At 61.2% G+C, this 17,787-nt stretch carries 16 protein-coding genes and 1 pseudogene; 4 read left to right on the plus strand and 13 right to left on the minus strand.

Annotated elements, in window-relative coordinates; translation table 11 throughout:
* Positions 1-138 precede the first annotated feature (138 nt).
* Positions 139-555: a DUF2061 domain-containing protein gene (locus GJA_RS12065; protein ID WP_038492504.1), complete on the plus strand. Its 417-nt coding sequence runs from the start codon at positions 139-141 to the stop codon at positions 553-555.
* A gap of 230 nt (positions 556-785) precedes the next feature.
* On the opposite strand, the gene GJA_RS12070 is transcribed toward GJA_RS12065, so the two are convergent.
* The gene (locus GJA_RS12070) at positions 786-1,616 is read right to left on the minus strand and encodes an arylamine N-acetyltransferase family protein (protein ID WP_038492507.1); all 831 of its coding nucleotides are present in this window, start codon (positions 1,614-1,616) and stop codon (positions 786-788) included.
* A gap of 38 nt (positions 1,617-1,654) precedes the next feature.
* Entirely contained in the window at positions 1,655-2,092 is a 438-nt protein-coding gene (cadR, locus tag GJA_RS12075) for a Cd(II)/Pb(II)-responsive transcriptional regulator (RefSeq protein ID WP_038492510.1), read from the minus strand.
* A gap of 83 nt (positions 2,093-2,175) precedes the next feature.
* Here cadR and GJA_RS12080 point away from each other — a divergent pair, with 83 nt between their 5' ends.
* Positions 2,176-4,419, plus strand: a complete 2,244-nt coding sequence (locus tag GJA_RS12080; RefSeq protein WP_081905369.1) for a heavy metal translocating P-type ATPase — start codon at positions 2,176-2,178, stop codon at positions 4,417-4,419.
* A 16-nt stretch (positions 4,420-4,435) separates the two neighbouring features.
* On the opposite strand, the gene GJA_RS26180 is transcribed toward GJA_RS12080, so the two are convergent.
* Entirely contained in the window at positions 4,436-4,957 is a 522-nt protein-coding gene (locus GJA_RS26180) for a GNAT family N-acetyltransferase (RefSeq protein WP_051780726.1), read from the minus strand.
* A gap of 98 nt (positions 4,958-5,055) precedes the next feature.
* Positions 5,056-6,054: a site-specific integrase gene (locus GJA_RS12090; RefSeq protein WP_051781415.1), complete on the minus strand. Its 999-nt coding sequence runs from the start codon at positions 6,052-6,054 to the stop codon at positions 5,056-5,058.
* Positions 6,055-6,244: 190 nt separating this feature from the next.
* Here GJA_RS12090 and GJA_RS12095 point away from each other — a divergent pair, with 190 nt between their 5' ends.
* Positions 6,245-7,288, plus strand: a complete 1,044-nt coding sequence (locus GJA_RS12095) for a DNA-binding protein (protein ID WP_051780729.1) — start codon at positions 6,245-6,247, stop codon at positions 7,286-7,288.
* On the opposite strand, the gene GJA_RS12100 is transcribed toward GJA_RS12095, so the two are convergent.
* The 9 genes and pseudogenes from GJA_RS12100 to GJA_RS12130 form a co-directional block, all read right to left on the minus strand.
* Positions 7,281-7,544, minus strand: coding sequence for a PAAR domain-containing protein (locus GJA_RS12100; RefSeq protein ID WP_038492513.1), 264 nt, complete (start codon positions 7,542-7,544; stop codon positions 7,281-7,283). The genes GJA_RS12095 and GJA_RS12100 overlap by 8 nt on opposite strands.
* Before the next feature lie 26 nt (positions 7,545-7,570).
* The gene (locus tag GJA_RS12105; protein WP_038492515.1) at positions 7,571-8,059 is read right to left on the minus strand and encodes a hypothetical protein; all 489 of its coding nucleotides are present in this window, start codon (positions 8,057-8,059) and stop codon (positions 7,571-7,573) included.
* Entirely contained in the window at positions 8,059-9,771 is a 1,713-nt protein-coding gene (locus GJA_RS12110) for a LysM peptidoglycan-binding domain-containing protein (RefSeq protein ID WP_038492518.1), read from the minus strand. Before GJA_RS12110 ends, GJA_RS12105 begins: the two co-directional genes overlap by 1 nt.
* Positions 9,771-10,310, minus strand: a complete 540-nt coding sequence (locus tag GJA_RS12115; protein ID WP_038492520.1) for a hypothetical protein — start codon at positions 10,308-10,310, stop codon at positions 9,771-9,773. Before GJA_RS12115 ends, GJA_RS12110 begins: the two co-directional genes overlap by 1 nt.
* A gap of 52 nt (positions 10,311-10,362) precedes the next feature.
* Positions 10,363-13,509 (minus strand): type VI secretion system Vgr family protein, encoded by a 3,147-nt coding sequence (locus GJA_RS12120; RefSeq protein ID WP_051780730.1) that lies wholly within the window; start codon positions 13,507-13,509, stop codon positions 10,363-10,365.
* A 127-nt stretch (positions 13,510-13,636) separates the two neighbouring features.
* On the minus strand, positions 13,637-14,626 hold the full coding sequence (locus GJA_RS28510) for an EAL domain-containing protein (protein WP_422567934.1): 990 nt from the start codon (positions 14,624-14,626) through the stop codon (positions 13,637-13,639).
* Positions 14,627-14,965: pseudogene (locus tag GJA_RS28515) on the minus strand (CSS-motif domain-containing protein); the annotation flags it as partial. It lies immediately after the preceding gene.
* Between the two features lie 18 nt (positions 14,966-14,983).
* The gene (locus GJA_RS28305; RefSeq protein ID WP_242404525.1) at positions 14,984-15,142 is read right to left on the minus strand and encodes a hypothetical protein; all 159 of its coding nucleotides are present in this window, start codon (positions 15,140-15,142) and stop codon (positions 14,984-14,986) included.
* A gap of 118 nt (positions 15,143-15,260) precedes the next feature.
* The gene (locus GJA_RS12130; protein ID WP_051780731.1) at positions 15,261-16,790 is read right to left on the minus strand and encodes an MFS transporter; all 1,530 of its coding nucleotides are present in this window, start codon (positions 16,788-16,790) and stop codon (positions 15,261-15,263) included.
* Positions 16,791-16,903: 113 nt separating this feature from the next.
* Between GJA_RS12130 and GJA_RS12135 the strand changes: the two genes are divergently transcribed.
* Positions 16,904-17,779: a LysR family transcriptional regulator gene (locus GJA_RS12135; RefSeq protein WP_038492523.1), complete on the plus strand. Its 876-nt coding sequence runs from the start codon at positions 16,904-16,906 to the stop codon at positions 17,777-17,779.
* The last annotated feature ends 8 nt before the right edge of the window (positions 17,780-17,787 follow it).

Below are 17,787 nucleotides of genomic sequence, written 5' to 3' on the forward strand. Positions count from 1 at the left end.
TTGATTATTTTTTGCCGATTGCGGCAGCTTGATAGTGTTGCGCTATCTCAATCGTTAGAAAAAACAACTACCAATTGAGAATGAGAATGGTTATTATTTACAGAAATGAGGCTTCACCACAGTTCAAAGGACATCATCATGGTCAAGGCAGCAAAAGCACTCAGCCAGGTCATCACCCATACTGCGATCGCATTCGGCCTCACCTATTCGCTGACCGGCTCGGTGGCGCTGGGCGGGCTGGCCGCGATCATCGAGCCGGTGCTGAATGTGGCCTTGCTGCCGTGGCACGAAAAAGCGTGGCACGCGTTGCGCCACCGCTGGCATGAGCGCAAGATCGGCCTGGCGCTGGTGGCGGCCGAGAAAGTCAGCCAGACCGGCATGCATATGAGCGTGGCCTTCGTGGTGATGTACTGGGCTACCGGTTCGATGGCATTCGGCGGCTTGATCGCGGTGCTGGAACCGGTGTGCAATGTGATCTTGCTGCCCGTGCATGACCGCTGGTGGGACCAGATGATAGCCCGGCGGGCGGCGCGCAATAACGCCCTGCCCATCTAAGTTACTGATTTAGAACACCTAACAAAACCTGCTGCGCGTCGGTATAGGCGGCCTGCGATGCTCACCGTACTAAGAGCCTATCCCAGTAGATGAATACGCCCTCTTCTGGCGCTCCTCAGGAACGGGGACTGCGTTGATCGTCGTCGCGTGGCCCGCCACGCTTCCTCCTCACGCCTGGTCCGCGCTCCTGATGCGCGGCCAGAACAAGACGCTCACTACTGGGATAGCCTCTAAAACGACAGCGTAATCACCCGCTCCAGGATATTGCGCAACTGCGGATGCTGCGGCATGCGGATGCCGAATTCGTTTTGCAGCAAATCGATGACGACATCGACTTCGGTAAATTGCCAGCGCTCGCTTTTGGCGCCGATGCGGTGGATCGCATAACTGCCGTTGTTCAAGGTGCGGCGCAGGCCGGCGCCGGTGCGCGCCACCACCAGCTGGCCGAGGAATGGCGAGTTCTGGTGGGTCGACACATACCAGTTGCCCACTTCATAATCGATCGGGCCCTGGGTTTGCAAGTCGAACACATACAGCGCCCGCCAATCGCCGGCCACCTGGGCGCGCAAGGTATAACTGCCGTCATGCAAGGTCAAGCGGTAGGGCTCATGGCCGGTCGGCTGTTCATCCTCGGTATCGAGCAGCAGCGGGCTGGTCGGCACCATACCGCCGAAACCGACGTCGACGATGTAGCGCACGCCGTTCAGCGTGACCAGGATCAGCATATGGGTACGCGCCTTGTGCTCGTCTTCCGAACCGCCCATCACAACACTGCCGGTGATGCCGCGCGCGTCAAATCCCAATTGCAGCAGCAAGGCCAGGAACAGATTATTCAATTCGTAGCAATAACCGCCGCGCCCCGCGTGCAAGATCTTGTGTTCCAGCGACGGCAGATCGATCGGCACTTCATCGTGCAACATCGTCGACAGCGTCTCGAACGGAAAAGCGACGGTATGCCGCGGCTGCAAGTGGCGCAGCGTTTCCAGCGTCGGCGCTGGCGGCCTGTCGTAGCCGAGCCGCTGGAGATAAAGGGAAAAGTTACTTGCTTGCAGCTTGGTCATTATTGCTTATTGATTAATTTAATCGAAAATGATGCTGATTATAATATTGCAGCCTCGGTATGACAGGCGCAATCGTGATTGCCGGCCGCTTCCGACAGGTTTTGCAGGATCGCGCACTCTTGCGACGGCTTCGGCTGGTCGCACTGGTGGCGCAAGGTGGTCAATTGCAACTGCAGCGTTTGCAAGGTTTCCATCTGCGCCTGGATGCGTTCAATATGGTGGTCGAGCAATTCATTGACGCTTTGGCAGCCATCGGCCGGATTATTCTTAAACTCCAGCAAGGCGCGGATATCGCTCAAGCCGATCTGCAGCGAGCGGCAATGGCGGATGAATTGCAGCCGCTCCTGGTGTTCTTCGCGGTACTCGCGGTAACCGGCGCTGCTGCGCGCCGGCTCTTGCAGCAAGCCGGCTTTTTCGTAATAACGTACAGTTTCGACATCGCAAGCCGTTCTTTTGGCCAATTCGCCGATACGCATCATTTCCTCCAGATATCACTTGACCCTGTAGCGGCTACAGGGTTTCTAATGGAAGCATACACCATCCAGTAAAGGTCGTTGCGATGCCACATGACTCCCACCCCTCCCACGGCTCTGGCCACTCTCACGATAGCTGCTGCTCCCACTCGCATGCGAAGCTCGACATCCAGCCGGCGCCGCTGAAAACCAGCGGCCCGGTGGCGGGCGCGCGGACCACCAAATACCGCATCCCGAACATGGATTGCCCGACCGAGGAACGCCTGATACGTAACAAGCTCGACGGCATGGCCGGCGTGGTCGGCCTCGATTTCAACCTGATGAACCGGGTACTGGACGTGCATCACCACCTGGACGACACCTCCGCCCTGATCGCCGCGTTGAAAGCCATCGGCATGCAAGCCGTGCCGGTCGATAGGTCGGCGCCGGTCTCGGCCGCAACGGAACAGCACGGCTTGAGCGGCGCGCAAAAGTCGCTGCTGGCCGTGTCCGGCCTGACGGCCGCCGCCGCCGAAGTGCTGGCATGGACCAGCCACACCGATCACTCGCCGCTGGTCATCGTGCTGGCCTTGATCTCGATCGCCAGCGGCGGCTTGCCGACCCTCAAAAAAGGCTGGATCGCGCTTAAAAGTTTTACGCTGAATATCAATTTCCTGATGTGCCTGGCGGTATTCGGCGCGCTCGCCATCGGCCAGTGGCCGGAAGCGGCGATGGTGATTTTCCTGTTCGCCATCGCCGAATTGATCGAGGGACTGTCGCTGGACCGCGCCCGCAACGCCGTGCACGGCTTGATGCAACTGGCGCCGGACGTCGCCACCGTATCCGGCAGCGCAGGCGCATGGTCCGAAGTGCCGGTGGCATCGGTCAAGATCGGCGACTTGATGCGCATCAAGCCGGGCGAACGCATCGCCCTCGACGGTGTGGTCGCATCGGGCGTATCGTCGGTCAACCAGGCCCCGATCACCGGCGAAAGCATGCCGGTCGATAAGCGCAGCGGCGACACGGTGTATGCCGGCACCATCAACCAGCGCGGCTTGCTGGAAGTCACCGTCTCGGCCAACAGCGGCGACAGCACGCTGGCGAAAATCGTCCGCGTGATCGAGGAAACCCAGGGCAAACAAGCGCCGACGCAGCGTTTTGTCGACAGTTTCGCCCGTTATTACACACCGGCCGTGGTGCTGTGCGCGGTGCTGGTGGCCATCTTGCCGCCGCTGCTGTCCGGCGCGCCGCTGATGGCCTGGGTCTACAAGGCGCTGGTGATGCTGGTGATCGCCTGTCCTTGCGCGCTGGTCATTTCGACGCCGGTCACGGTGGTCAGCGGCCTGACCGCCGCCGCGCGGCGCGGCATTCTCGTGAAAGGCGGGCAATTCCTGGAAACCGGCCACCGCCTGAAAGCGATCGCGCTCGACAAGACCGGCACGCTGACGCTGGGCCGGCCCAGCGTCACCGACGTGTTGCCGTTCAACCATGGCAGCCGCGACGCCTTGCTGTTGCTGGCGGCCAGCCTGGATAGCCATTCCGACCATCCGCTGGCGCACGCCATCGTCAAGGCCGGTCCGGCAAGCGGCCTGCTCAAAACTGTCATGCAATTCCAGGCATTGCCGGGACGCGGCGTGCAAGGCGATATCGACGGCGTCACGCATTATTTGGGCAACCAGCGCCTGATGAGCGAACTGGGCCTGGTGACGCCGCAACTGGAAGCGATGGTCAACGACTTGCAAGCCAAGGCGTACACGGCGATGGTACTGGCCACCAAGGAAGCGGCGCTGGGCCTGATCGCGGTGGCCGACGTGGTGCGCCCCAAGGCGGCCGACGCGATCCGGCGCTTGAACGCCTTGGGCGTGACCACCGTGATGCTGACCGGCGATAATCACTTGACGGCGCAGCGCATCGGCGGCGAAGTCGGTATCAGCCTGGTCAAGTCGGAGTTATTGCCAGAACAAAAACTGTCGGAAATCCAGGAATTACAAGCGCAATTCGGCGCGGTCGGCATGCTGGGCGACGGTATCAACGACGCGCCTGCGCTGGCCCAGTCGGACATCGGTTTTGCGATGGGCGCGGCCGGCAGCGACACGGCGATTGAAACGGCCGACGTGGCGCTGATGGATGACGAACTCGGCAAGCTGCCCGAATTCATCATGCTGAGCCGGCGCACGCGCAGCATCCTGCTGCAAAACATCAGCTTTGCGATCGGCATCAAGGCGGTCTTCTTTGCGCTGGCGCTGGCCGGCCTGGCGACGCTGTGGATGGCGGTGTTCGCCGACGTCGGCGCCAGCCTGATCGTGGTGGCGAACGGCTTGCGCCTGCTGCGCGGCAATCGTTACGCTTAAGCGGCAGCAAGCAAGCTTATGCGGGATCGCTTAATTCGCGCAGCATCACCACCGACACCGGCTGAAAACCCTTGCTTTTAAAGAAGCCCTGGGCCGGCAGGTTGTTGATGCCGCATTCCAGGAACAACCGGGCGATGCCGCGTTCGCGTAATTGCCCGGCGATCCATTCGACCAGCTGGCCGCCGGTGCCGCCGCCGCGCAATTGCGGCAGCAACACGATATCGTCCAGCGCGGCAAACGCCCGCGACGCCTTGCGGCGCGTATCGAGCGACACCATCGCCAGGCCGACTATATTGTTATCGACCGTGGCGGTGGCCAGCAAGGCGTGCGGCTCGTCCGGCGACAAGGCGGCGCGCACTTCGGCGCGGATCGTGTCGGCCAGGTCGCTACGCCAGCGGCCCGGCGCATCAGCGCGCGGGCCTTGCAATTCGGAATGGGAAATATAGTCAGCGCTGACGTTGTCGAGATACATCTGGCTGAGTAGCTCTTCTAAGGCGGCATCGTTGCACCACGCAAAAGTGGCGACCGGGGACTTCATGTGTTGCTGGCTCGTCATAATGAAACGTTAACAGTGGGTCGAAAACAGTGGGTCGAAGACGCAGTGTAGGTGCTTCAGGCAATCTCGTCAAAAAACGCTCATCCGGGCCGCTTGGGCCGCAGCAGGCTGCCGGCCGCATTGTCGTCGAAACGTCCCGCTTCCTCGATATAGCCATGCACCGTGCCGTCATGGCGCCAGCCGCCCTGGCGCTTGATGGACAGGAAATCGGCGCCGGCGCGGTGCGCGCTGGTGGCCATGCCGCGCCGCAAGCTGTGGCTGGATAAGTCCGGCACATAATCGAGCCCGGCCTGCTTGGCGCTATCCTCCAGCACTGTGTTGATGCTGCCCGCATGTAGCGCCCTGGCGCCGACCGCGCCCCATTTGCTGATGGTACGGAACAGCGGCCCGGATTGAATCCCGGCCGCCTCCAGCCAGGTGCGCAAGGCGGTCGCCGGGCAGCACGCGCCGTCGCCATAGGGTATTGCCTTGACCACGCCCTCGCCCAGCTGATCGGTTTTCGAGCGTGGCAGCGTAATGACGATGCCTTCCGCTTGCCACGCGATATGGGCCACTTCCAGCGTGGACAGCTCGCTGCGCCGGTACGCGCCGAAAAATCCCAGTTGCAGCAGCGCATTGTCGCGCCGCGCTTTCAGCGTATCCAGGCTGGCCAGATGGGCGGCGATGCGCTGCATATCTTCCAACGGCAAGGCCTTGGCCTTCTTTTTCGGCTTGCCGTGCAGGCGCTGAATGCCGGACATCGTTTTGCGCACCGTCGGCGTGGACGCCGGATCGCGAAATCCCTGATAGCTATGCCATTGCGACAAGGCGGTCAGGCGCAAGGCCAGCGTGCGCGGATTCAGCTCCTGCGCATAGGCCAGCAAATACCGGATTACCGTCGCCTCGGTGGCCGGCAACACGCCGCCCCACTGCTGGAAATGGTGGATCGCCGAGCGGTAGGCGCGGCGCGTGTTGTCCGACGTGGCGGCGGCCAGAAAAGCGCGCTGGCGTTGCGCCAATTCCGGGCTGAGTGTACTGGAAACGGCAGGTCCCAGCTGCCGCTGGGTGCCGGGGATGGGCTGGATCGGCTTATCTGGCATGGCGAAATCGCCCAAAACGGGCTGCTGTACTGGAAAACCGCCACGATACCACGGAAAAGCGGCGCATGGCTCACGATAATCAATCTTATCATGAGTCATTATTTTCAAAATAAATCAAAATTTATATCGTAATATTATCGTGTATTACGTATCATGTATTACGTTACGAAATTACACTGAAGGATAAATCATGGCCCGCTCCGGCATCCTGTACTCGCATGTCATCAAAGCCGCCGCGCTGGTGCTGGCCGATGGCAGGAATCCCACCGTCGACAATGTGCGCGCGGCGCTGGGCGGCACCGGCAGCAAAAGCACCATCGCTCCGCTGCTCAAGCGCTGGAAGGAAGAACACCAGGAAACCCCGCCGGAAACGGAACATGGCTTGCCGGCGGCACTGGTCGAGGCGCTCACCAGCCTGTACCAGAAAATGCAGCAAGACGTTGCCAGGCAGTTGGAAACAGCCCGCGAAGAACAGCGCGTAACGCTGCTGGCGGCAAGTGAACAAGTCAAAAAAGCGGAAACCGAGCTGAAACAGCTGACGGGCGTCAAGGCAGCGCTGTCGGCCGAACTGGGCGCGACCCAGGCCGCGCTGGAACAACTGAAGGAAGAGCACCATCACCGCGCCGTCACGCTGGCGACCTTGCATAGCGATAACGTCGGCTTGCACCAGCGGCTGGCCGACCGCGCAGACGAGATTGGCGCGCTGAACCGGCAACTGGCCCAGGTACGGGTGCAATTCGAGCACTACCAGGAAGCGGCAGCGACACAACGAATCGAAGAACGCCAGGCGGCGGAACAGCGGCAAGACCGGCTGGAGCAAGACAATAACGTCTTGCAGCAGCGCCTGGCCGGCCAGCAAGCGGCATTGGCACAGCAAAGCGTGCAAATCGGCCAGTTACAGGAGGAACAGGCGCGCTTGCTCGCGGCGGCCGCGCTGGTCCACGATGAATTGGCGGCGTTGCGGCCGGAGCGGGATCGCTTGGCCTTCCAGCTCCGGCAGGCGCTGGATAACGGTCAAGTACTGGCCGGCAAGCTCGATACCGCCCAGGAAGCGCTGACGGTATCGCGCATGGCGTGCGCCGCGCAAGAAAAACAGCTGGAGATGCTGGCCGCCAGCCTGGCGGCGGCAAGCCGGCGCGAACAGCAACTGCTGCAAGAACAATCAGGGCTGATACGGCACAACGCGGCGCTGCTGGTCCAGGTCGGGCAAGCGCCGCCGCCGGAAGCTACTTGATCAGGTAGACCGACTGGCTGCCGATCAGCGTGGCGCCGCAGGCGGTGCTGTCGCCATGGCGCGCGGTCGGCTGACCATCGGTCAGATAGGCGGAACTGCCGCTATTGATGACGGTTTCGGTCGGGTGCAGCGGACAGCTGACCTTGTCGCCGACACGCGCTACCGGCTTGCCGTCGATCAAGAATGCTGCGCTGCCGGACAACACTTCGCCGCCATGCGAAGTTTTGTCGCCGACACGGATTACAGGCTGGCTCATGCTGGATTTCCTTTCGCTGTCGCTGCTTATTTCTGCGCCACCAGCTTGATGCACTGCAGCGCCGCCGCCTTTTGATGCGGGTCGGGCAAGGCGCTGATCGCCGCGTCGTATTGCACGCGCAGCGGCGCGGTCTTTTTCATTTCCATCAGAAAAAACAGCGGACCGCCGATTTCCGGAGAAAAATATTGCGAACATGAAGACGTGATATCGATCAAGGCCGCGCAACCGGATAAGGACGCCACCCGCGTCATCGCTTCCGGCGCGATGCGCGTCTTGCCGATCCGCGCGATCACCTTGGCATCGTCCAGGCGTTCGTAATCGGCGCCGAAAATGGCGCCGAACTCCTGGTTGATCGCATCGAACACCAGCATCGTCTTTTCATACGCCACATCGTCCGGCACCGGATAGGCGACCGGGCATTGCAACAGCGGCGCCGGCTTGCCGGCGGCATGGGCCGGCACCACGCCGATCAGCGACAGCGCGCAAGCAATGCCGATTACTGCTAATTTATTCATCATTCATCCTTGTACCAAATGCCGGTGACCTTGAATGTCACGCCATATTTGGATGATTTTGGCGACACCAGCGTTTTAGGGTTCATCGAGTATGTCGGCCGCTTGGCCAGAAAATCGCTGACATAACCCTCTGTGCATTTTATTTCGATATGCCCGGCGATCACCTCGGTTTTCTTGCTTTTGGCATTCGTATACGTCTGCGATTCGACAGGCCAATAAATAACGATCGCCCCCAGCGGAGCGCTATTCAAATCGGTGCCCGGCCTGGTTTCCAGCAAGTTGGCAAATCCGGCTTTCTTCAAGAACGGACCAAAGTCTTTCGCATATTGGCAGCCAGGATAATCCTTGTAAAAACCGCTCTTCCACAGCGCGTTTTTTACATGCCGCAAACAATATCCGATGGAACTCGCTTTTTTATGCTTCAAGGCATAGGCGATCGCCGCCTCGTTTTTATGCGACAGCGCCACCTTTGTCACTTGCGCTTCCGGATGGCTGGTTTGGGCACTGCGCTTTTCGGTCACGACCGGCGCGCTGGCGGCCAGCGCCGGCTTGGCAGGCTCTTTCTTCGGCTCCGGTGCACTGGCTGCGGGCTTGGTCGCGGCAGGCGCAGCCGTTCTGGACGCCGGCGCGGGCGGCTGCGCTGGCGCCGAAGCAGGCTTGGCCGGTGCCGCAGCAGGCTTGGCCGCCGGCGGCTTCTTCTTCGCATCCGGCATTTTCAAGATTTGGCCGGGATGCAGCAAATACGGCGCCGCAATATTGTTCAGCTTGGCGATCTGCAGATAAGTGCAACCGGCTCCGCGCGCGATGCCGGACAGCGTTTCGCCCTTCTTGACCTTGTGGCTCTGGCCATCGCCCGGCGCGGCGCCCGCGTGCGCTTCATGCACATGGGTCTTGACGGTGCTTCTTTGCTTAGGCGCGACGATGGTCCATGCCGACTCGAACTTGGACAATGCGATTTCGCCGATCTGCTTGAATTCTTCCGACGCCTTCTGAATATAGACATTCAGCTTGCCCAGTTCCGGATTGGCGCAAAACTTGGGCAAAAAACCGTTTTCATCGGTTTTCAGCATCGCCGTCTTGCCATTTTGCGTCAGCTTGATGTGCGCATCCTTGATCGGCGCGCCGCTGGGATCGACGATGCTCAGCGCATGGCCGACGCTCAGCGCTTCCTGATAACGGTTGGCCAGCGGCGCGAATTTATTCACCGCCAGCTTTTCGCCGCCGTAATCGGAAGTCGGTCCGTCATGGTGGTATTTATAGACCCAGATATCGGACTTGCCGCGATCCTTGACGATATCCTCGTTATAGATATAGTACTCGACCAGCGCCGATACATTCGCCGCCAGGTCAAAGCGGTTGTCGTCGTTCAAGCCGAACGCCGCGCCGGTCCTCTTGATGAATTGCCCGAGACTGCTGGCCGAGGTAGTGCCGGCCGCCGCATCCAGGTTGAAGCCCGACTCGATCTTGACCATCGCCAGCAGCAAGGCCAGGCGCCGGGTATTAAAGCCGGCGCCGCGCGCGGCGACCACCACCGCATCGATGATCTTGCGCTGCCGTTCGATGGCGATGTCGCCCCAGATCCGGGAATTGCCCGCCAGCCGGCCGGGACTGTGATCGATCGGCTTGCGGTAATTGGAATACGTTTCAATTTGCTCGTCCTTGTACGCCTTCCCTTTTTCACGCGTATAAAAGACGTTGTAGTCGATTGCCATTATTTCGTGCTTCCTTGATAGAATCTACCCAGGTCCTTTTTCTGGATCACTTTCTTGGTGGCGTCATTAAAAGCGGCGTTCGAGGCTTCCGCCACCGCCTTGTTCCTGTTCTTTTTATCGCGGTCGCTGCCGACCGGCGCGCCATCCCAGCCAAACACTTCGAGCCATTCGCAGTTGTCGCAATTGCCGCCGTTATCCATGCGGGCGACGATGTATTTATCGCCGCGCGGCGTTTCCGCGCACACCAGTTCGCTGACTTTTTCCTCGATCGCCGGCGTGGCCTGTTGAGGCGCCGGCCTGAAGATACGCTCGCCCAGCTGGCGGTCGGCGCCATCCTTGAAGGTCAGGCTTTGGCGGGTACAGGTGCTGGCCAGCGGATTCTTGCTCGGCAGGCAATCGGCCTGCAATTCGATCTTGCGGTCCAGGCATTGCAGCACGGCGCTCTTGCTTTGCAGCGCAGGCGCCGGCTTTTCGGCGCAAGCCTGGGTGGACAGCAGGGCCGACAGGACGGCGGCGGCAGCGAGGTAATTTTTTTTCATGACAGGGAATTTTCTAAACAGGGAATTTTCTAAAAAAATACGTAATCTGACACTACGCCAGTTCGCTGCGGTGATCGGATGGCAGCACATCAAAATCGACCGGGTGCGTGTCCATCTCGGACAAGACCGCAAACTCCTGGCCAAAATCGAGATCGGTCATGTGCTCGGTCGGTTCGCGGCGGTTCATCGCCTGGCGCCGCAGCGTATTGGCTTTTTCAAACAGTTTTTCGACGCCGCCCGGGATATCGCCGCCATTCCATACGCCATCCAGCAACGCCACCAGCTTGGCGCTGGTGTCGTTGATGCGCTCCTCGACCATCTGGGTGGCGGTGCGCTCGGCCATGTCGCCCAGTATTTCCAGCGGCTTGATACGGCCTGGTTTCTTGAGGATGCCGATGATGGTATCGAGCGGCAGTTTCAGCTTCGCTTGCAACAGCAGCATCGCGGTCGACGTCGGGTCGACCTTGCCATCGTCCATGAACAAGCCCTTGACCACGTCGGGCGGCAACTTGGCCTGCTCGGCCAGCACATCCACGCCGACCGCCGAGAAGGTATCGACGGTGTCATCGGTCAGTTCATCGATTTCGTGGCGGATATCTTCCAGGATTTGCCACTTGCCCTGGTTCACATCGATTTCGACATGCAATTCTTCCATGTCCTCGGTGAATACCCGCTCGGTCTTGCCCTCCTCGTCCAGCGTGCCGGTCTTGAGCACCGCGCCATCCTTGGTCAAGATCTTGTATGCATAACCGGCGGCCTTGCCGGCGACCTGGTGCAGCACATCGGCAAACACCATTTGCTGGCTGAACTTGCCGATATTCATCTGGCCCCAGAAACTGCTTTCCGGCGGCGCGCCGACCGAACCGGCGTTGACCACCTGGGCCGCGCCCAGTTCGATCTTGCCGGCGATATCATGGGCTTCCTTGGCGCCCTTGATCAGGATCTCGCCGCTTTCGGTCAGCACGATGCTGCCGCCCCTGGTCTTGAGCACGATATCGCCGCTTTTCGCTTCCAGCATGATGCCTTTTTTCGACACGACTTCAGTCTTGCCGTCCTGCACATGGAGAAAATAATCGCCATGGCTCAGCGCGGTCGACATGCCGCCGCGCTCGACGTGCTGCTGCAAGCCCTTGGCCGCGCTGAACGACATCACCTCGCCGGCCGTCATGTCCAGGTTGCCGGCGGCATAGCTGCCGAGGTCCTGGCCGGCCGCCTGCACGATGCTTTTCGGCGTGCTGGTGGCCACGCCGTCGGGCGCGGTAATAAACACGATAGGCTGCGCCAGCGACCAGCCGGCGTCGTTCAGCGGTTTCTGGGTGTCCAGGCCGCGGTGGCCATGTTTTTTATCGCCGCGCTGCTCGCTGGCCATCGCCGCCGCCTTGCTGCGGTTTTCGGCGCTGTCGAGCACCGCGCGCAAGGTGTCGGCGCCTTCGGTATTGTCTTGCTGGGTGGTGCCGCTGTCCTGCACCGCCTGGCCCCACGCGGTCAGCAAGATGCCCTTGGCGGCGCGCAAGGCGCCCCAGCCATCGGTGCGCAATTCATAGCCTTCACCGCGATGGTCGTCGCGGCCGGCGGTGCCGCGCACGCGGGTCAGGTAGCCCAGGCTCAACTGGCTACGGTAATGGTCGGACGACAGCACGGCCTGGATTTGCCCGGCCGTATCGTCCATCAATAAATGGTTGTTGCGCCCGCCATTATGGCCACCGCCGCGTAATTCACTGCTGCGGATGCCCGACAGCGCTTGCTGGGTCGGCAATTCCCACGGCGCCATATTGTCGCTATTAAACACACGGCCGGTGATGATGGGCCGGTCGGGATTCGAATCGAGCCATTGCACCAGCACTTCCTGGCCGACGCGCGGCAGCGACACGGCGCCGAAATTGCCGCCGGCCCAGCTCGACGCGACCCGCACCCACGCCGACCCTTGGTCGCCATGGCCTTCGTTGCGGTCCCAGTGGAAACGCACGCGCACCCTGCCGTATTCGTCGGTATGGATTTCCTGGTCGGCCGGGCCGGTGACGATCGCCGTTTGCGGGCCGTGGATCTTGCTGTCGATGCTGTTAAAACCGCGCCCCGGACGCCACGCCACGCTCTTGCGCACGCACGTCAGGCGGTTGCTGTAGTCGGACGGTTCCAGCGCGTTTTGCAAATAATTATTACTGGCCCGGTGGCGTACCGATACCACCAGGAATTCATTCTTGCCGTCGTCGCTGCCAAAGCTGAAATGGCCGGTCAGCGCGAACCAGCGGCCCGGCATCACAAAACGGTTGTTGCCGCCGGCATCGAATTGCTTGCCGCGGGTTTCGATTTCTTCCATCCGCAAGCGGGCCAGCGCTTCGCCGCCCTTCAGCGTGCCGTAGCCGTAGGCGCCGGCATATTCATACGACTCGATATCGAGCACCTCGCCCTGCCGGTTCAGCGTCGGCACATGGACATGGCCCGGCACCGGCTGCTTGAAATTAAAACTCGACAAGGCGGCCTGCCCCGCGACGATGCCGCGCGTCGCGGCCCAGTCGCCGATGCCGTCCTCGCTTTTGGAGCCGGCGTGACGCTGGTAAGCGATGCCGGGAGCGGCGCCATCGACCGGCGCGGCGTGCACCGAATCGTCGGAAATGATCAATTGATGGCCGTCGGCGCGGTGTTCATACCAATAAAACCAGCCGGCCGCTTCCCAGCGCCGGTGCAGATAATTGTGGTCGTCTTCATCGAACTGGCACGCCATCGTCATCGCCGGATCGGGGCCGCCGACCCGGCTATCCCAGTCGGCATGCGTGCCATAGTCGGCAAAGATCTTTTCGGCTTGCTGGAACAGCGTACGGCCGTGGAACAGATAATTATTCTTGCGTAATGTCAGGTATGCCAGCCACGGCTTCAGGGTCATCGTATAAAACACCAGCGCGCCATCGGTTTTATCGAGGCGGAATGCAAACACATAGCCATTAAAATAGCGCAATCTGCCATCGCCGCGCACCAATTCGATGGTGACCATCTTGCCCTGCACATCTTTTAAGGCGATTTCGGCGTTATCGCTCAACACTTCCACCGTGAACTCGAAATCGCGCGACAAACTTTCGTCTGCTTCAAGCCGGTTGGCCAGCAACAGCGCCGAAGGTCCGTCATTGTGGGGAAACGACAAACGCAAGATGCGCTTGTGTTGGCGATCCTGGGCCAGGGTCGATAATGTCGGGAACGAACTCATGATGATTTAATTTAAACAATTGCCAAATGTAAAGATATCATTTTCCCAAGAACTTGTCTGAAATGTCTTCAATCGTGCGCGGCTATCGACATGATTCCCTTGGCCGCATCGGCGCGCTGAAGAGGGATTACGATTGACTGTTGTTTTGATAAAACAACAGGAATTGGTCCGCCGGCAGCGCCTTGGCGTATAACCAGCCCTGGCCGAATTCGACGCCGCGCGCCAGCAGGTAATCGGCCTGGGCCTGGGTTTCTATCCCTTCGGCGACAATTTGCAAGCCCAGCGTCTTGGCGATATCGATGATATGCGGCGTCACGCTGCTGGTGGCCGCGTCGGTGCCGACGGTGTCGACAAACGATTTGTCGATTTTGAGCGCATCGAGCGGCAGGCTTTGCAAATTCGACAGGCTGGAATAACCGGTGCCGAAATCGTCGATCGCGACCGCATGGCCCAGATCCCGCGCGCGCTGCAGCGTGGCCCGCGCCGCATCGGCCCGCAAAAAGCCCCGTTCGGTCGCTTCCAGCCAGATTTGCTGCGTCTCGATGCCGGTGCCGGCCAGCTCCCGTTGCAGCACCGGCAAGATGCGCCCGCTTTCGATATCGCTGGCGCACAGGTTGACGGCGATGTGCACATTCCGGTCGGCCAGCAGCATGTCCTTCAATTCATGTATCACGGCGGCGACCACCTGGTCGGTGATCGGCAAGATCAGGCCGCTATCTTCTGCCAGCGGAATGAACAGGTCCGGCCGCACCATGGCGCCATCCGGCCGCCGCCAGCGCACCAGCGCCTCGGCGCCGATGCACACGCCGGTTTTCAAGGCGACGATGGGCTGGTAATGCACGACGAATTCGCGCTGCTCGACAGCAATTTGCAATTCCGCCAGCGGCGACAGGCGCCGCCGCGACAGCCACACCACCACGCCGACCAGGAAGGCCGCCATCAGCGCGCCCAGCGGCAGCAGCATGATGTGCTCGCTGCGCAGGCGCGCCGCGATCTTGCTGCGCGGTTCGATCGCCAGCGCGCTCAGGCCGGCGTCGCGCCGCAGCGCATGCAGGCTGTCGGGACTGTCGCCGCCAGCCAACAGGCGTTTGACCAGCGCCGGATCGGGATCGTGCATGGTGCCCAGCACCCGGCCATCGTCCAGCGCGACCGCCAGCTCGATATCCTGGTCCAGGATCACGTCGGCAAACCGCACCGGATCGATCAGCGCCTTGTGCGATCGATAAAACAGGCCGACCATGGTTTTACCGTCGCTGACATGGGGCGCCATATGCAGGCTGACGCCGATGCCGTTGGCCAGCATGAAGTCCGCCGGCGTCAGGCTGATGCGCTCCGCTTCGATACCGCTTGAAGTACATTTCAGCAAGCCATTTTCAAAATAGCCGATGTCTTCGACACTGCGCGTGGTGACCGTCGTCACGCGCATTTTCCGGATATGCGCGTCGGAACACGGCGCGCTGTCGAGCTGCTCGAATTAGCGCAAGGCGTCGCCGGCGATCTGGAACGACTGCCTGGCGCGGCCCAATGCCTGTTCCGCATACAAGGCCAGGCGTTTTTCCTCGGCATGCCCGGCGCGCAGCGACGACAGGTAAAACGCCGCCGACAACGGCGCGGCCACGCCGACCGCCGCCAACAACGTCGCAATGACAATAATTCGTGTCCGCCGCACCGTCCGCCCCTTTTGATACCGTTGATGTATTGACTCGTTATTTCCTCGCAGAATTTATCATATTACAACGCGGGATCGTCGCTTATTTCGCCACAGCGGCGCCAGGATTGCCATGCGCCGTTTTTTGGCCGGCCAGTGCAAACACCAGCACGGCGGCGCACAGCGCCAATACGCCGGCCAGGTACAGCACGCTGGCGAAGCCGTCGATGAATGCGCTTTTCGCCGCCGCGCGCGCCACCGGCTGCAATGCGACCGGTAAATAGTCGAAAGCCTGGGCCGCATTGCCGGCCACGATGCGGCCGATCAGTTCGGACGACGATACGATGCCCTGCCCTGCGACCAGCCGCTCGAACGCTTGCGACGTATGCGTCGCCAGCACGCCGCCCAGGCCGCCGACCGCCAGCACGATGCCGACAAAACGGGTGGTGGTGCTGATGCCGGAACCCATGCCGCTGCGTTCCGGCGGAATGCAGCCGAGGATCGCCTTTTGGGTAGTGCCGTTCAATAATCCGGCGCCGGCGCCGGTCACCGTCATGCCCACCGCCACCATCCAGTACGACAGCAGCGTGGCCGCCAGCCCGGTGGCGACATTGCCGGCCGCCACGATCAGCAAGCCCAGCGTCAGCATGCCGCGGTCGCCCAGCCAGCGTCCGGCGAACGGGCTGAGCCGCGAAAACACCACCATCGCCAGCGCGAACGGCAACATGGCGCAGCCGGCCGCGACGGCGGAATACAGAAACGCATTCTGCAAATACAGCGGCAAGAAGGTCATCAGCACTTGCGCCGAGATGGCGTAACCGAACATGCCGATCACGGCGCCGACAAAGCGTGGATGGCGGAACAGGTGTAAATCGATCATGGCCGCGCGCTGCATCAGCTCGGCCACGATGAATATGCACAGCAACAGCGCGCCGGCACCGAAGCGCAGCATGGTGGTGGCGCTGTGCCAGCCGGCCACGCTGCCGTCGATCAAGCCCCAGATGATGCAAAACAGTCCGCCGCTGAACAGGCCGGCGCCCAGCGGATCGAAGCTGGCGCCGTTGTCATCCTTCGATTCCGTCACATGCCGCCGAACCAGGTGGATCAGCACGGCGACCACCGGCAAGTTCAGGTAGAAAATCCAGCGCCAGTTGATGGCGCTGGTGATCAAGCCGCCCAGCAAGGGCGCGACCGTCATCGCCGCGCCCATGCAGGCGCCCCACACCGACCACGCGTGCAAACGTTCTTTTTCATCGTGAAAGGTGTTGCCGATCACCGCCAGCGCCGACGTCAGCAGCAAGGCGGCGCCGATGCCTTTGACGGCGCGCGCCAGGTTCAGCACCAACGTGGTCCACGCCAGGCCGCAAAACAGCGACGCCAGCGCGAATACGCCGAGTCCGGCCAGCATCACCCGCTTGCGGCCCAATTGGTCGGCGATGCTGCCGGCCGGTAGTAAAAATGACGCGAACGCCAGCATATAGGCACTGACCACCCATTCCACATCGACAAAACTGGCGTTCAGCGAGCGCGCGATCGACGGCAGCGAGACCGCCACCACATTGGTGTCCAGCATGATCAACGCGCACACGCCGGAACAGGTGTACAAGGTCCATCGTTGTTTGGAATTCATCATCACATCTCGATTAATCGTCGGAGTCTTTATTCTAGGCGCCGTATTGTTATTTTCTGTTATAACTGAACAAGCTTATAATTTCTCCTGGGTTAATACTGATGGGGGGGCGTGGAATGGAATTGCGGCATTTTCGATGCTTCCTGGCAGTGGCACGCTTGCTGCATTTCAGCCGTGCGGCGGCCGAACTGGGCATGTCGCCGCCGGCGTTGAGCAAGCAAATCCAGGAAGCCGAGAACCAACTGGGCACGCGGCTGTTCAACCGCAGCAAGCGTTCGGTGGCCCTGACGTCCGCCGGCCAGTTATTCGAGATCGAGGCGCAGCGCGCGCTGCAACAGTTTGAACTGGCGCAAGAAGTGGCGCGGCGCGCCGGACGCGGCGAACTGGGTCGGCTGGAACTCGGTTATGTGGCGTCGGCCGCCTATGCCGGCGTGCTGCAGCAACAATTCGCGCTGTTCCGGCGCAGCCATCCGGGCATCGAACTGCGTTCCAAGGAGTACCCGATGGAATTGTTGCCGGAGTTGCTGGACCAACACCGGCTCGACCTGGCCTTTGTGCGGCCGCCGATGGCCTATCCGGAAGGAATCGACAGCGTGGTGTTGCTGCGCGACCGTTTTGTCGTCGCCTTGCGCGACGACAGTCCGCTGGCCTTACTCGGCGACATTGCGCCGGCCCGGCTCAGCCAGGAAGCGTTCATCGTGCCGGAACAGGAACTGGGCACGGCGCAAGTGAGCCAGCGCGGCGGATTTACCGCGCGCATCAGCGACCGGCCCGGCAGCCTGCTGGCGGTGCTGACCGAAGTATCGCTGGGCGCCGGCTGCGCGGTGGTGCCGTTTTCCGTGGTCGATCATGTGCGCCTGCCGGGCGTGTGCTACCGCGAAATCGCCGGCCCGCCAATTGCTTCGGAAATCGCCGCCGCGTTCCGGCGCCATGAAAAGGCGCCGGCGGCGCTGGCCTTCATCAACCAGATCAAGCGCATGCCGGCCGCGTGATAGCGCTT

This window comes from Janthinobacterium agaricidamnosum NBRC 102515 = DSM 9628 (assembly GCF_000723165.1).
In the GTDB taxonomy this organism is placed as follows: Bacteria; Pseudomonadota; Gammaproteobacteria; order Burkholderiales; family Burkholderiaceae_D; genus Janthinobacterium; species Janthinobacterium agaricidamnosum.

What these genes read in the sequence shown, in the direction of transcription:
- GJA_RS12065 (WP_038492504.1), top strand. Translation starts at nt 139, where the DNA reads ATGGTCAAGGCAGCAAAAGCACTCAGCCAGGTCATCACCCATACTGCG.
- GJA_RS12070 (WP_038492507.1), bottom strand. Translation starts at nt 1,616, where the DNA reads ATGACCAAGCTGCAAGCAAGTAACTTTTCCCTTTATCTCCAGCGGCTC.
- cadR (WP_038492510.1), bottom strand. Translation starts at nt 2,092, where the DNA reads ATGCGTATCGGCGAATTGGCCAAAAGAACGGCTTGCGATGTCGAAACT.
- GJA_RS12080 (WP_081905369.1), top strand. Translation starts at nt 2,176, where the DNA reads ATGCCACATGACTCCCACCCCTCCCACGGCTCTGGCCACTCTCACGAT.
- GJA_RS26180 (WP_051780726.1), bottom strand. Translation starts at nt 4,957, where the DNA reads ATGAAGTCCCCGGTCGCCACTTTTGCGTGGTGCAACGATGCCGCCTTA.
- GJA_RS12090 (WP_051781415.1), bottom strand. Translation starts at nt 6,054, where the DNA reads ATGCCAGATAAGCCGATCCAGCCCATCCCCGGCACCCAGCGGCAGCTG.
- GJA_RS12095 (WP_051780729.1), top strand. Translation starts at nt 6,245, where the DNA reads ATGGCCCGCTCCGGCATCCTGTACTCGCATGTCATCAAAGCCGCCGCG.
- GJA_RS12100 (WP_038492513.1), bottom strand. Translation starts at nt 7,544, where the DNA reads ATGAGCCAGCCTGTAATCCGTGTCGGCGACAAAACTTCGCATGGCGGC.
- GJA_RS12105 (WP_038492515.1), bottom strand. Translation starts at nt 8,059, where the DNA reads ATGAATAAATTAGCAGTAATCGGCATTGCTTGCGCGCTGTCGCTGATC.
- GJA_RS12110 (WP_038492518.1), bottom strand. Translation starts at nt 9,771, where the DNA reads ATGGCAATCGACTACAACGTCTTTTATACGCGTGAAAAAGGGAAGGCG.
- GJA_RS12115 (WP_038492520.1), bottom strand. Translation starts at nt 10,310, where the DNA reads ATGAAAAAAAATTACCTCGCTGCCGCCGCCGTCCTGTCGGCCCTGCTG.
- GJA_RS12120 (WP_051780730.1), bottom strand. Translation starts at nt 13,509, where the DNA reads ATGAGTTCGTTCCCGACATTATCGACCCTGGCCCAGGATCGCCAACAC.
- GJA_RS28510 (WP_422567934.1), bottom strand. Translation starts at nt 14,626, where the DNA reads ATGCACGATCCCGATCCGGCGCTGGTCAAACGCCTGTTGGCTGGCGGC.
- GJA_RS12130 (WP_051780731.1), bottom strand. Translation starts at nt 16,790, where the DNA reads ATGATGAATTCCAAACAACGATGGACCTTGTACACCTGTTCCGGCGTG.
- GJA_RS12135 (WP_038492523.1), top strand. Translation starts at nt 16,904, where the DNA reads ATGGAATTGCGGCATTTTCGATGCTTCCTGGCAGTGGCACGCTTGCTG.